Source organism: Haloarcula sp. R1-2 (assembly GCF_011627385.1).
GTDB lineage: Archaea > Halobacteriota > Halobacteria > Halobacteriales > Haloarculaceae > Haloarcula > Haloarcula marismortui.
The window spans coordinates 642,976-656,485 of sequence record NZ_JAANTG010000001.1; the positions used below are offsets into that span (position 1 = coordinate 642,976).

General features: G+C 60.7%; 12 protein-coding genes. 6 read left to right on the forward strand and 6 right to left on the reverse strand.

Translation table 11 applies throughout. The annotated features are described in order from the left end of the window. The first annotated feature begins 1 nt into the window (after nucleotide 1). Genes G9C82_RS03165 through G9C82_RS03175 form a run of 3 tightly spaced genes read left to right on the forward strand, consistent with a single transcriptional unit; the run spans nucleotide 2 to nucleotide 4,217 of the window. Entirely contained in the window at nucleotides 2-1,387 is a 1,386-nt protein-coding gene (locus tag G9C82_RS03165; RefSeq protein WP_127013350.1) for a sulfatase, read from the forward strand. Beyond that, nucleotides 1,384-2,826 (forward strand): lipopolysaccharide biosynthesis protein, encoded by a 1,443-nt coding sequence (locus G9C82_RS03170; RefSeq protein WP_127013351.1) that lies wholly within the window; start codon nucleotides 1,384-1,386, stop codon nucleotides 2,824-2,826. The genes G9C82_RS03165 and G9C82_RS03170 overlap by 4 nt, the downstream gene beginning before the upstream one ends. Nucleotides 2,827-2,861: 35 nt before the next feature. After that, nucleotides 2,862-4,217, forward strand: coding sequence for a sulfatase (locus tag G9C82_RS03175; protein ID WP_127013352.1), 1,356 nt, complete (start codon nucleotides 2,862-2,864; stop codon nucleotides 4,215-4,217). On the opposite strand, the gene G9C82_RS03180 is transcribed toward G9C82_RS03175, so the two are convergent. Together G9C82_RS03180 and aglG are read right to left on the reverse strand one after the other, a co-directional pair. Continuing rightward, nucleotides 4,205-5,398, reverse strand: a complete 1,194-nt coding sequence (locus tag G9C82_RS03180; RefSeq protein ID WP_127013353.1) for a glycosyltransferase family 4 protein — start codon at nucleotides 5,396-5,398, stop codon at nucleotides 4,205-4,207. The two genes, G9C82_RS03175 and G9C82_RS03180, sit on opposite strands and share 13 nt — an antisense overlap. Nucleotides 5,399-5,401: 3 nt before the next feature. Continuing rightward, entirely contained in the window at nucleotides 5,402-6,337 is a 936-nt protein-coding gene (gene aglG / locus G9C82_RS03185; RefSeq protein WP_127013354.1) for a glucosyl-dolichyl phosphate glucuronosyltransferase, read from the reverse strand. A gap of 96 nt (nucleotides 6,338-6,433) precedes the next feature. Here aglG and G9C82_RS03190 point away from each other — a divergent pair, with 96 nt between their 5' ends. Beyond that, nucleotides 6,434-9,247, forward strand: a complete 2,814-nt coding sequence (locus G9C82_RS03190; protein ID WP_127013355.1) for an oligosaccharyl transferase, archaeosortase A system-associated — start codon at nucleotides 6,434-6,436, stop codon at nucleotides 9,245-9,247. Nucleotides 9,248-9,378: 131 nt separating this feature from the next. On the opposite strand, the gene G9C82_RS03195 is transcribed toward G9C82_RS03190, so the two are convergent. The 4 genes from G9C82_RS03195 to G9C82_RS03210 all read right to left on the reverse strand — a co-directional run bounded on the left by G9C82_RS03195 (nucleotide 9,379) and on the right by G9C82_RS03210 (nucleotide 11,030). Continuing rightward, on the reverse strand, nucleotides 9,379-9,558 hold the full coding sequence (locus G9C82_RS03195; protein WP_007189933.1) for an HEWD family protein: 180 nt from the start codon (nucleotides 9,556-9,558) through the stop codon (nucleotides 9,379-9,381). A 128-nt stretch (nucleotides 9,559-9,686) separates the two neighbouring features. Then, a complete protein-coding gene (locus tag G9C82_RS03200) occupies nucleotides 9,687-10,142 on the reverse strand; it encodes a hypothetical protein (RefSeq protein ID WP_004962246.1) in 456 nt (151 codons plus the stop codon). Between the two features lie 111 nt (nucleotides 10,143-10,253). After that, entirely contained in the window at nucleotides 10,254-10,697 is a 444-nt protein-coding gene (locus tag G9C82_RS03205; RefSeq protein WP_011223024.1) for an acyl-CoA thioesterase, read from the reverse strand. A gap of 57 nt (nucleotides 10,698-10,754) precedes the next feature. Then, on the reverse strand, nucleotides 10,755-11,030 hold the full coding sequence (locus G9C82_RS03210) for a PadR family transcriptional regulator (RefSeq protein ID WP_004515723.1): 276 nt from the start codon (nucleotides 11,028-11,030) through the stop codon (nucleotides 10,755-10,757). A 247-nt stretch (nucleotides 11,031-11,277) separates the two neighbouring features. On the opposite strand from G9C82_RS03210, the gene G9C82_RS03215 reads away from it, so the two are divergent. Both G9C82_RS03215 and G9C82_RS03220 read left to right on the forward strand, forming a co-directional pair. Beyond that, on the forward strand, nucleotides 11,278-12,807 hold the full coding sequence (locus G9C82_RS03215) for a TraB/GumN family protein (protein ID WP_004962251.1): 1,530 nt from the start codon (nucleotides 11,278-11,280) through the stop codon (nucleotides 12,805-12,807). Continuing rightward, on the forward strand, nucleotides 12,807-13,481 hold the full coding sequence (locus G9C82_RS03220; protein ID WP_127013356.1) for a metalloprotease: 675 nt from the start codon (nucleotides 12,807-12,809) through the stop codon (nucleotides 13,479-13,481). The genes G9C82_RS03215 and G9C82_RS03220 overlap by 1 nt, the downstream gene beginning before the upstream one ends. The last annotated feature ends 29 nt before the right edge of the window (nucleotides 13,482-13,510 follow it).

The window sequence follows — 13,510 nt, forward strand, 5'->3', positions numbered from 1 at the left end:
CATGTCGACGCCGAATATCGTCTGGATAACTCTCGACAGCCTCCGATCAGATCACACGACAATCGGGGGATACGAGCGCGACACGACCCCGGAGATGGCCGACATAGCTGATTCTGGCCACGGGTTCGATACGTGCATCGCCCACGGTAAATCCACACTACCCTCCACTGGCGCAATCTTAACTGGCTACGCTCCGACCCACACGAATATCGGCATCGAAGGGAACGCAGTTCCAGACGGTATTACTACAGTCGCGGAGCGCTTCCGCGACGCTGGCTACCGGACGGCCTGCCTGTCGCGCAACTCCTATCTGAGCTCGGCGACCAATCTGGACCGCGGCTTCGATCGGTTTCAGTGGCTCGCGTCCTCTACAATTCATCAGGTCGGTGCAAAGACCCTTGCTTCATATCTCTGGAACATTCGGAGCCACTCTGCCGGGCTGACGACGGACACGTCGAAACACGCGTCGCCACTGCTGATGAACGGCGTCGCAAAGCAATGGCTGAGAGACTTCGAATCCGAGTCCAAGCCCTTCTTTTTTTATCTTCATTATAATGAACCCCATCGGCCCTATTATCCACCGGGGAAATATCTCAATACCTTCGCTGATGATCTTGAAATGTCCGGACGTGAGGCCGCCGAACTTGCGCTCGATATCCACTATGATCTCGACGAAATTGTCGCAAACGGCTGTGAGTTGACCGACGATGAGTGGGCCGCTCTGCGTGCGATGTACGACTCTGAGATTGCCTACACGGATGAGATGGTTGGTCAACTCGTCTCGAAGTTGCAGTCGCTCAATCTCGGCAACACCATCGTTGTGATTACGGGCGACCATGGCGAACTGTTCGGCGAGTGGGACTTGCTTTCGCACAGTTACGTCCTGAACGATGCCGTTACTCGCGTTCCGCTCGTTATCGACGGACTCAACGATCCGTTAGCCGTCGACGACGATGATATCATCCAGCATAGCGACGTAATGCGGACGCTACTCGAAGTCGCCGGCGTGGATGGTTCGGATACCATCGGGGTCGACCTCCGTGAAGAGAGTCGTGAGTTCGCCGTTTCCCAGCGGGGCCCGAACACATACGAAGAACTGCTCACACACAACGCTGACTTTGATTATTCGGCGCTCCATACCGAGACGCTGAGCGCACTCCGGACAGAGGAGTGGCGCTATCAGGAGAGCGCGGAGGGTGCAGAGCTGTTCGACTTGGCCGACGAGGAAACCGATGTGCGCGAGACACACCCTGAGGTGGCCGAGTCACTACAGTCCGATTTAGCAGACTGGATCGGGGCGAACGGCCAGCCGGTATCGAGGGGACAGCAAGAGGAGTTCTCCGGCGCGGTTCAGCGCCAGCTCCGGGACCTGGGATACATGGAATGAAGCTTGGGAAAACCGCCTTCTCGCACTTTGTCTCACAGGTCGTCGTCACGCTGGCTGGCTTCGCTGCAACATGGCTCATCGCTGTCGTTCTGGGTGCAGACGGTCTTGGACGGTATTCTGTTATCGTCTCGCTGGGCTTCTTTTGGCTGGTGATTCCGGGTAACGCTGTTGCGAACGCGATGAAAAAGCGGATTAGCGAGGGTGACAGCCCCGCCGGTTTCATCGGCGGCGGTATCCTGCTCAACGCGGTTACGACCGCTGTGCTCGGCGTCCTCATCTTGGCGGCCGGCGAACTCCTTGGAGGGATTGTCTCCCGTAACCGCGAGATCATGCGGGTCCTCATCGATTACGACGTGGAGATCGTGGTGATGTTGGCCGCGGCAGTAGCATACCGGACGACACAGGGAAGCTTGCAGGGACAGAAACGAGTTGCCACGACGGGTTGGCTCAAGGCCGGCGAGCGCGTGACGCGGACCGCTCTACAGGTCGGGGCGCTTCTGGCGGCACTGGGCGTTGCCGGTATCGCGCTGGGCCACGCCTTGTCCTTAGCTGTCGCCGCCGCGGTCGCTTTCCTGCTGAGCGAACGGCGGCCGGCGCTGCCCACCGTCGACCAACTCCGGAGCCTCGTCGACTACGCCAAGTACGCGTGGATGGGAGCGCTCCGAGGCCGGGTCTTCGGCTGGCTCGACACCATCTTTCTCTCGTTTTTTGTCAGTGCATCTCTCATCGGTATCTACGAGGCGGCGTGGGGCATCGCATCGATGCTCGCGATCGCGAGTTCTTCCATCAGCCAGACTCTTTTTCCCGAGGTCAGCGACCTGAGTACGGCGGACGGCTACGACCGTATTGTTCACTACCTCGACGAGGCGCTGGCGTTCAGCAGTATCCTCGTCATTCCGGGACTCGTCGGCGCGGCCGTCATCGGCGACCGGGTCCTTCGGTTCTACCGCCCGGAATTCGGTCAGGGCGCGACGGTGTTGCTCATCCTCATTGCGGCCTATCTTGCCGACGCGTTCGCCTCCCAGTTCACAAACGTCATCAACGGGGTCGACAGGCCTGACGCAGCATTCCGTGTCAACATGGTTTTTATTGTCTCTAACGCGATCTTGAATGCAGTTCTCATCTGGCAACTCAGCTGGACAGGTGCGGCCATCGCCACCGCGCTGTCGTCACTACTTCGGGCGCTGATCGGGTACTGGGTGCTCGGGAACATCGTCGGATCCATCCACATTCCGTACCGGACACTCGGCACCCAGGTCGCCGCTGCCACGGTGATGGCCGCTGCAGTCTCCCCTGTCGCCATGCTGATGCCTCCGGGTCGGTTGGGGACGCTGCTGCTCGCTGGCTTCGGCGGGGTCGTCTACGCTGTCGTCCTGGTAATCATTTCGGCGCGGGTCCGTGCGAAGGCCCGATTGGTTATGCCGGAAACGACACTATAGCAATCCTTAATTGTGCCACTGGCGGACGCAGTAGCATGAACAACGTCCTCCTCGTTACTATCGATTCGCTACGAGCGGACCACGTGGGGTACCACGGATACGAGCGAAATACTACACCACAGATTGACACTTACGCGGAAGAAAGCAGTACGTTTCTGAACGCCTTCTCTCATGTCGGTGGCACCCGCTTTTCATTTCCCGGCATCCTCTCGGGCGTGACGCCGATGATGTACGGCGGTCACGAACGGATTTCCGAGGAACAGACACTCATCTCGGAGGTATTCAACGACGCCGGCTACCGCACCGGCGGGTTTCACTCGAATCTCTACGTCTCTGGGAAGTTCGGCTACGACCGGGGGTGGGACGAGTTCTACGACTCGGCGCCCGATGAGTCGGCGACCTCGAAGCTCCGCAAGTGGGCCAAGACGAACCTCGACGGCACACTGCTCTCCCTCCTGCGGCGGGGCTACGACTTCCTTGAGTCTTCACAGGGTATCAATGTCGGGTCCTATCACGTCCCGGCCGACGAAATCACAGACCGGGCGATCCAGTTCATCGAGGAGAGCGACGATGAGACGCCGACGTTCGTCTGGGCACACTACATGGACGTCCACCATCCGTTCCTCCCACCCGAGGAATACCAGCGGAAGTTCCGGGATGAGCCAGTGTCCGACGACGAATCGATCCAACTTCGTCGCAAGTATATCGAGGAGCCCGAGGCAGTGACTCCGGAAGAGCACCAGACGTTCATCGACCTCTACGATGCGGAGATACGGTTCAACGACGCGGAGGTCGGTCGTCTCATGGACGCCGTCAAGTCAACGTGGGGAGACGACTACGTGATGGCGCTGACCGCGGACCACGGCGACCACTTCCTCGAACACGGTTACTTCGGCGGCGCCCGCCTCCTTGATGTGAAAAACCACGTCCCGCTCTTGATTAACGGCTGGGACGATACGGGAAGCTACGACGAGCTAGTCGGGCTGACCGACCTGCCCTGCACGCTCGTCGACACCGCTGGGCTCGATATTCCGAACAACTGGTTTGGACAGAGCCTCCGGCGACTCGCCTTCGACGGGGAGTGGGACCGCAACGAGATTCTGGGCGGCTACCGCGATAGCGATGGTTACGAACACCTCCGCATACGAGAGCCCGAGTGGAAGCTTATTGCCCACGAGGACGACGAGGATGACGAGCTATACGACCTGACAGCGGATCCTGAAGAGCAGGTGAACGTCATCGAGGATCATCCATCTCGGGAACGGCGGCTGCGCAAACAGCTCGATGACCACCGGCAACTCGTTCGAGCAACGGAGGCTGACGATGTCGAGCGCCCGGATATGGATGAGGATGTCAAGGAGCGGCTCCGACGGCTGGGTTACGACGAGTAGCCGGCGACGGAACGAAGAATGCCGCGGTATCGCTCACAGGCCGCGTCGAAACTGTACTCGCGTTCGATCAGGGTGCGTCCGTTCTCGCTGATTGCTTCCAGATCGTTCCTGTCGAGAATCTGCTCGATACCCGCCGCCAGTGCCGTGGATTCGCGCGAATCGATGGTGAAACCGGTCTCCTCGTCCCTGACCACGTCCGGGACACCTGAGACCGGACTGGCATATACCGGCGTTCCGCAAGCCAGCGCCTCCAGAATAGTCGTCGGGAGCCCTTCGGTCGGCTGGGAGGGCAGTATCAGGAGTTCGAGGTCATTCAGGGCGTGTGGGACCTTATCGTGGTCTACCCAGCCGGTCAGTTCCACGTGACCGGCCTCGATATCTGCGGCGAGGTCTTCTTCCAGCCACTCTCGGAGGTCGCCGTCCCCAACGAACCGGAAGGTGATGTCGTCGGGGAGTTGTGTGGCAACTGCAGCCAGTTCCCGGACACCTTTTTCTTCGTCGAGCCGTCCGAGGAACCCGACGACGCGGTCGCGGTCAGCGTAGGGTCGCTGGACGCAGAATTCGTTCGTCCGGACGTAGCGCGCCCCTGTCGGATATACGCTCGGAGATTCCGGATGCAGGTCCAGTTGGCGAGCCATCTCGGGCGTGTAGGTGATGACGCCGTGTGCCACGGCGAAGCCGGCTCGTTCGAGTGCACGGACGGCCCCAGCAAGGACAGCCGCCACTTGATCAGGCAACTGCTGTTCCCAGTTCAACCGGAGCGTCAGCGGCACGTCGCCGCGGGGTTCGATGAGGACGGTCTTCCCCAGCAACCGAGTCACGACAATGGGTAGTAAGTACGACGTTGCGCCGAAAAACAGGACCACGTCCTCGTCCCGGCCAGCGATGACGCGACACATCCGGAGCTGGTTCAGCAGAAACCGGAACGCGGCGATGACAACGGAGTCACCCGCACCTTTCTGCGTGAGTTCGACGAGTTCGTGCCGGTCGCGGATCTCGGAATCAGCTGGCAGATCAGCTGTCACGAGCGCAACCGATGTGATCGCAGAGAGGATATCCAGCAGGCTCCGCGTGGCGTTCTCGCCGGCCGCGGCAAGCGGATGCGTGACGACACAGACGCTCGGCAGGTCCGCTTCCTGTGTTTCCGTTTCACGCTCTTGATGACGTGTTGGTTCCGTCATCTGTTACCCCCAGACAGTCATGCCGTACAAGTAGCCAAAGCCAACGAAGGCGGTGAGGGCAAACAGGAACACGAACTGTAACACGCCGGCCACAGAGGGAGCGCGGACGAGGCCCCAGATCCTTTCGGGGGCAAACCGGAACAGGAGGTCGCTGAGGAAATCGGACTCCTCGCCGGTCGATTCCGGGACAAACACCTCCATACCGCGCTTCGAGTACCCCTGCCAGAACGCCCGGTCTAACAGCCAGCCGGGATCAGTCCGGTAGTCGAATATCTTGTGCGCGACAAGGGCCTCCGGGGTGTAGTACACCCCTTCGTCGTATTCAGTTCGTAGGCGCGCACAGAGTTCCGTCTCGCCGCCCTGCAGGTTCTTTTCACCCTGTCGACCGCCGATGTCATCGTCGAAGCCGCCCAGTTCGAGGAACACGTCCCGGTCGAAGGAGATGTTCGAGCCGAAGGTGTTGCGAACGACGCCGGGTTCGTCGGGGTCGCCGTTCGGTCCGAACCCGCGGTGGGTGACACCGATGAGCCAGTAGAACTCCGCGGGGAGAAAGCTGGGTTTGCCGGCGACCCACGCCGGCGTCATTCGGCCGCCGACCGCGAGCGCGTCCTGCTGTTCGTAGGCATCGACTAGCGCCGCGACCCACTCCTCGTCAGCGATCGCGTCGTCGTCGATGAACGCGACAACGTCTCCGGTAGCGACCTCGGCCCCGTTGTTCCGGCTCTCTAGCAGTCCGACGTTTGCATCGTTACAGTGCGTCAGGATATCGTCTCGGTTGCCGAAGTCAGATTGGTACTGCTTGTACACGTCCCGGTTCCCATCTGAGACCAGTACGAGTTCCACGTCGTCGTAGGTCTGGGCTAAGACGCTCTCGGCCGCCGCTCGACAGTCGTCATATCGCTCCATCGTGTGCGTACAGAGCACGACCGAGACTCGCATGGTCGGTGGTGTGCCACCGGTGTTGTTAGGCGTTTCCATCCTGCGCTCGCATAGAGGTCAAAAGGCTTATGCGCGCCTTGGCAGTTTTTCCGTGCAATGAGTCAATCACGGGGCTATCTTGACGACAACCCCGAACTCGAGTCCGCCCTGGAGTGGGCCGAGCGCTGGTACCACGTTCCGGTCCTCCTGGTACTGCTCGGGTTCATGCTGTGGAATCGCGTACGGAGTTGGGAGAACTTCATTGTTGACGGCGAGGTACTCTTCAGCGGAAACGACGCCTGGTATCACTACCGGTCGACCCAGTACGTCGTTAACAACTGGCCCGCGACGATGCCGTTTGATCCCTGGACGTATTTCCCATACGGAACCAGCACGGGGCAGTTCGGAACGCTGCTCGATCAGATCGTCGCGACAGTTGCCCTGATTATCGGTCTGGGTTCGCCCAGTGAGCAGACTGTTGCGATGACACTCCTGTTTGCTCCAGCCGTGCTCGGGACGCTCGTTGCGGTTCCGACATACCTTGTCGGACGGCGACTCGGCGGCCGCCTCGGCGGCGTAACTGCGGTTACTGTGATGGCATTCTCGACGGGGGGGCTCCTACAGCGGAGCCGCGTCGGGTTCTCTGACCACCACGTCGCTGAAGCGCTCTTCCAGATTCTCGGTGTCCTCGGTGTCATGGTGGCTGTCAGCGTTGCCGCGCGGGACAAGCCGATCTATGAGCAGTTTATCGAACGAGATATAGACGCACTCCGAGATACCATCAGTTGGTCCATGCTGGCCGGTGTGGCAATTGCGATGTATCTCTGGGTCTGGCCGCCGGGTGTGCTCCTTCTCGGGATACTCGGTGTCTTCTTCCTGCTCCGACTGTGTCTTGAGTACGTTCACGACAGTAGCCCGGAACACACGGCCATCGCGGGCGCAATCACGATGGTGACTGCCGCTGTGGTGAGTGCATCGAGGATCAACGTTCTGGAAATTACAGCAACCGCTCAGTCGCTGCTACAGCCGGGGCTGGCGTTGGCCGTTGGCTTCGGTTGTGTGTTCATGGCGTGGCTAGCTCGATTCATGGAGCAGCGAGAGTACGGCCAGTACGTGTATCCGGCGACCGTGTTCGGAATCCTCGCGTTCGGGGCCGTTCTGATGGCAGTATTGACCCCTGACCTGTGGAGCTTCTTCACAAACAACGTGATGCGGATAATCGGACTCACAACCAGCGAAACGGCCAACACCGTCGGCGAAGCCTCGCCACTGCGGAACGCTGGCGTCTTGTTTGACCGGCACGGGTTCGCTGTCATCGTGGCGGGAATCGGCGGCCTCCTCCTGCTCGGAAAACAGTTCCTCTCCGACGACGCGCCTGCGGAAGAGATGCTCGTCGTAGTCTGGGCGGTATTCATTCTGCTGGCCACGTTCACCCAGCGACGGTTCGCCTACTATCTCGTCGCACCGATTGCAGTGTTATCGGGAATGGTTGTCGGCCGATTCATCCGCTGGTTCGATTTCAGTGCCGACGATGGTATCGAGTACTATCAGGTCATGACAATTCTCACGGTACTTCTCGTCATCGTCGTCCCGCTGTTTGCGTTCGGCACGACGCCGGTTGAAGCCGGTTCGACCGGTCCCGGGCCGAGTATTCAGGGCTGGGACGAGAGCCTGCAGTGGATGGAAGGCAACACACCTGCAGAGGGAGCCTACGGCTCCGGCGGTGACGCGACACTCGAGCACTACGGCACCTATGAGCGACAAGAAGACTTCGACTACCAGGAGGGACAGTATGGTGTTCTGTCGTGGTGGGACTACGGGCACTGGATTACCACCAGAGCAGAGCGCGTGCCAAACGCGAACCCGTTCCAGCAGGGAACTGAGACAGTTGCCCCGTTCCTCGTCGCACAGAATGAAACGCAGGCGAACAACATCCTTGACAGTACAGATGAGGATGACGCGAAGACGCGGTACATCGCCGTCGACTGGAAGATGGCTGAAACCAACGGCAACCTCAATGGCAAGTTCTTCGCGCCAGCGACCTTCGCTGATGGCGTGGAGCCGGGTGACTACTACAGCCGAATGTACATCCAGTCGCAGGACGGTGCCAGACAGATAACGTTCCAGCAACAGGCCTACTACGAGACGATGACCGCTCGGCTGTACCGGTTCCACGGCAGCGCCGCAGAGCCACAACCAATTGTCGTTGACTGGGAGAACAAGCAGACACGCCAGGGTGCCCAGTATCGCGGTGCGCCGACCAACGAGCAGGAACCAGAGGGCCAGCGACAGGGACAGATCGTCCGCCAGTTCGAGAGCATGGAACAGGCCCGTCAGTACGTCGAAGAAGACGCGACCGCACAGATCGGTGGGTTCGGCGACAACCCATCTGAACGGGTTTCAGCAATGGAGCACTACCGCCTAGTCGGTTCCAGTGAGACTGAGGCGTTCCCGAACAACCCGCGGTATCAGTCCTCCGCCTGGGCAAAGATATTCGAGCGCGTCCCAGGGGCAACGATTGAAGGGACCGGACCGGCGAACGCGACAGTCCGGGCCGCCGTCCAGATGCGCAACCCGGCCACGAACAAGACGTTCGTCTACCGCCAGCGGACCCAGACAGATCAGAACGGGAACTTCGAGATGACCGTTCCCTACTCGACTACTGGGTACGACGACTGGGGTACTGACGAAGGCTACACGAACGTGAGCGTCCGTGCCGAGACTCAGTACCAGTTCACCGCAATCGGGGCCAACAACGGCAACCGAACCGGCTTTACCGGCGCGACCGAGGTCACTGAAGGACAGGTCATCGGCGAGGACGACGACGCCGCAACCGTCGAACTGGAACCGGTAACGATTCAGCAGGGCAATGGCACCAGCGGTGAATCTCGCACGCCAATGACTGAAGACGCAGCTGAAGCGGGCGCATAGCGGAGTCCCAGCGGTCGGTCGCTGGCCGACCGCCTGTTTGATCTACCTGAGATTTTTGCAGGGTTCCGTCAGCGAAGTACGTTCTAACGGTGATAGCCCTGTCAGTCAAGAAGGCGATAGCAGCGGAACGGTCACTCGGCCAGCGGATTGAACGTGCCGTTGATGTCCCACTCGTGGAGACAGTGTGGGTCGCCGGATTGTTTGGTTCCACTGTCGGTGACGATACGCCAACTGTGTTGGTCCGGGTCCCACTCATCGACCCGCCCACACCGCTCACACTCGCGTTTGCGTGGGGTGACGATTTCAGCCATATCTGGTGCAAGCGCGTGGGTGATTATCAGGCTGCCGGTCCCTGACCGGTCCGACCGGAACGATTCACAGCCGACGACGTGAGAGTGCTGTACCGACGCTGACGCCGGTAGTGCAACCGCTGGCGTGCTCAAAAGTCCGGGAGGTCGTCCGCGTCAACCTCTTCGGCTTCCCAGTCGAGGTACTCATCGGCCAGCACCTCGCAGACGACCTGTCCGAACTCGGTCAGTCCGGCGTTGATGCCCGACACGGTGCCCCAGGAGTCGATGTCCGGATGGATCTCCCGCTCGCGCCAGTCCTCGGGTAAGCCCGGAGCGTGGTAGCCGACGCGGCCCGCAAAGGAGTCCCAGAAGAAATCGAACTCTTCGATGAGCCCCAGATCCGTGACAATCTTCCACTGGTCGGCATCGAGCGACGCGTCCGTGGCCCATTCCTCGAAGGCGTCCGCCCACGCGCCGTCGTCCAGGGCCTCGGCGAGCTCCTCGCGCCGGTATTCGTCGCCCTGTACCTCCGCGTCATCGTACTCGTCGGCAGCGACGCCGGTGGACAGCTCCGGCCGCTCCGGCGTCTCAACATCGAGTGTCATAATCGTGGTACGTGGCGGAGCCGAATAAAGCTCATACTGTTGGCTGTGCCTCCGTGACAATACGCGCCACTCCGCGGTGACAAATATTTCACGGGACTACAGCCAGCAGTATCAGCGGTTCGCTTCCCCGTCAAGGGCGCGCTGTCGCAGTCGTTCACCGCGCTCAGTCTCGGTCGTCACGTCGGGAACGGGAACGGGGTTCCTGTCCTCGTCGACTGCGACGTACACCGAGTACGACTCTGCCGTCGACTCAGTCTCACCAGTTCTGAGGTTCTCTCGGGCAACTTGGAGCCGGACTTTGACACTCGTTTCGCCAGTGTCGTAGACAAACGCCTCAATGAGGGCCGTATCACCGACAGGTATCGGCCGCTTGAAATTCACCTGGTCCATCCGCGCGGTAACGCAGGTTTCGCCGGCAAAGCGCATCGCCGACATCGCCCCGAGTTCGTCCATCCACTTCAGCACGTTTCCACCGTGGGTCGAGCCCAGGTGGTTCGAATGGTTGGGCTGGACCATCCAGCGGTTCTCGATATAGGTTTCCAGTACCGTTGGCATGGCGCGAGGTTGGCCAGCACCGGGGTTGAGTCTGTCGAACGGAGTTCGAAAAGGTGACTATGCCGAAACGTACTGCGCTTCCCACTCCTTTCGGGCGTCGAGTTCGCGCTGGCCACGCTTGGTCAGCGTGTAAAAGTTCGTTCGGCGGTCGCGTTCGCCCTTCTCGATGAGTGCCTTCTCAACGAGCGTGTCAAGGTTCGGATACAGTCGACCGTGGTTGACCTCGCTCTCGTAGTAGTTTTCGAGCTCTTCCTTGATTGCTAACCCGTGGGGCTCGTCAAGGCCTGCAATGACGTACAGCAGGTCCCGCTGGAATCCAGTCAGGTCATACATCGTATATCCGATACAGTTTGACCCCGTACATATCAGTCTTTTGAATCAGTAAATCTATTGTGTATTTACAAATCCCGCCCCCGTCCAGTAGTTACCACGGCATCTGTGGCTGGATTAACACAAGAGTGGGTAATAGCTTCGGCACGTATCGAGAACATACAACGCCGCGGACATGATTTTGGTCGCCGTTTCTCGGCGGTCACCCGGACCCGACAAGGGTAAAGGAAACGAATGTGTAACGCGGGTGATGACCGAACACGCGGAGTCGGCGGCAGACGAGTTCCCGGAACCGTCAGGGGCGGGACGCGTCGATGTCGTCGGAACCGCTCACGTTTCCGAGCACAGCGTCACGGAAGTGGAATCAGCGATTGAAGAATCCGAACCCGATATCGTCGCCGTCGAACTCGACGAGGGCCGGTATCGCCAGATCAAGGGCGAAACACCTGATGACCTCGATGCGAGCGACCTCCTGCGCGGGAACACCGTCTTTCAGTTCCTCGCGTACTGGATGCTGTCGTACATCCAGACCCGGCTGGGCGACCGGTTCGACATCGAGCCGGGTGCGGATATGAAGGCGGGCATCGACACTGCCGAACGCCTCGGTCTGGGCGTTGCACTCGTCGACCGGGACATTCAGACAACCGTCCAGCGGTTCTGGGCACGGTTGACGGCCGTCGAGAAACTCAAGCTCGTCGGCAGCCTCGCAGCCGAGATGGGGCCGCCGTTGACCGTCGGACTGACCATCGGTGCTGTCTTCGGCGGGCTGTTTGCAGTGGTCGCCGGAGCCTTCGGTGGTCCGTTTATTGTCCCGAGTGGAGCTCTTTCAGTTTTGCCGGGGGGTCTCGGCGGAACGGTTGAGGGCCTGCTCGATACGCTGTTGCTCATCTGTGTAGCCGCGGCCGGTATCGGAATCCCCATCGCCGCACTGCTGGTCCGGTTCCGCGGCGAGGCCGACGTGGAGGAGTTCGACATGGAGAAACTGACCGACACCGACGTGGTCAGTGCGATGATGGAGGAGTTCCGTCAGTTCTCCCCCGGCGGCGCGGAGGCACTCATTGACGAACGTGACGCGTTCATTGCTCACCGACTTATCGCCCTCCGTGAGGCCGGCTATCACGTCCTTGCCGTCGTCGGCGCGGGCCACCGCGAGGGGATTCAGGGCTATCTCGACAACCCGGAGACGCTCCCACCGATGGAGTCGCTCACCGGAACCGAGGGCGGGCGTCGCGTTTCGCTGTACAAACTCGTCGGCTACGGCTTTGGCGTCGTCTTTCTCGTCTTCTTCGGCCTGCTCATCCTCGGTGGCGCGAGTCAGGCCGTCCTACTGCAGCTGTTCGTCGCCTTAGTCGCCGTTAACGCCGTGCTAGCCGGCGGGCTAGCGAAGGTGGCCGGTGCACACTGGTCGAGTGCGGCCGCCGCCGGCGCGTTCGGCTGGCTGACGAGCCTGTTTCCGTTGCTCGCGGCCGGCTGGTTCGCGGGCTACGTCGAACTACGGTATATCTCCGTCAATATCAGCGATATCGCGACGCTCAATGAGATACTCAACGACCAGGAATCACCGGTGATGGACCTCGTCAGCCGGATGCGTGCGGTGCCGTTGTTCCGCCTGATCCTCGTCGTCGCGCTGACGAACGTCGGCAGCGCAATCGCCTCCTACGTCGTGTTCCCGGTGCTGATTCCGTACATCTCCTCGGACATCGGCGGGATGCAAGGTGTCTCGCGCTTGCTCTGGCAGGGTGTCCGCGAAGGGACCCAGATACTCGTGGGGGTGCTCTGATGGCGGGTCGACGACGGCGACCCACCACGGACCGAACTATCGGTGGCCTCAGCTTCAGCCAGCGCGAACTCCGGGACCTTCTCGTCGCCTGGCTCGCGCTCGGACTGGCGTTTACCTTCTTCCTTGAACGACAGTTCCGCCGCATCGTCTTCGGCCAGTTCGGCGGCCTCTCGGGTGCCGAAATCGCCAGCACGTTCGCGGTCAGCCTGCTGACGGTCGGTGTCGGCTTCCTGCTACACGAACTGGCTCACAAGGTCGTCGCCGTCCGCTTCGGTCAGATTGCCGCATTCAAGGCCGATTACCGGATGCTCGGATTTGCAGTTCTGGGCGGCCTCGTCGGCTTCCTGTTTGCCGCGCCGGGGGCGGTCGTCCACCGTGGCCGCCTCACGGCCAAGCAACACGGCCTCATTGCCGTCGCCGGACCGGTGACAAACCTCGCGCTGGCTGTTGTGTTCCTCGTCCCGTTCATCGCGGCACTCCTGTCGGGCACCGGTGGCTTCCTCTGGGAGGTTGCACAGATGGGGCTGCAGATCAATCTCTTGCTCGCCGGCTTCAACATGCTTCCCTTTGGCCCGCTCGACGGTCGGACGGTTCGAGAGTGGAGCACGCCGGTATTTCTTGCCGTCGCGGTGCCGTCGATTCTGCTCGGAGTCGGCGCGCTGTTCGTCCTCTGAGCAGCCGGAGCGCTCCGCCGGAACGACGC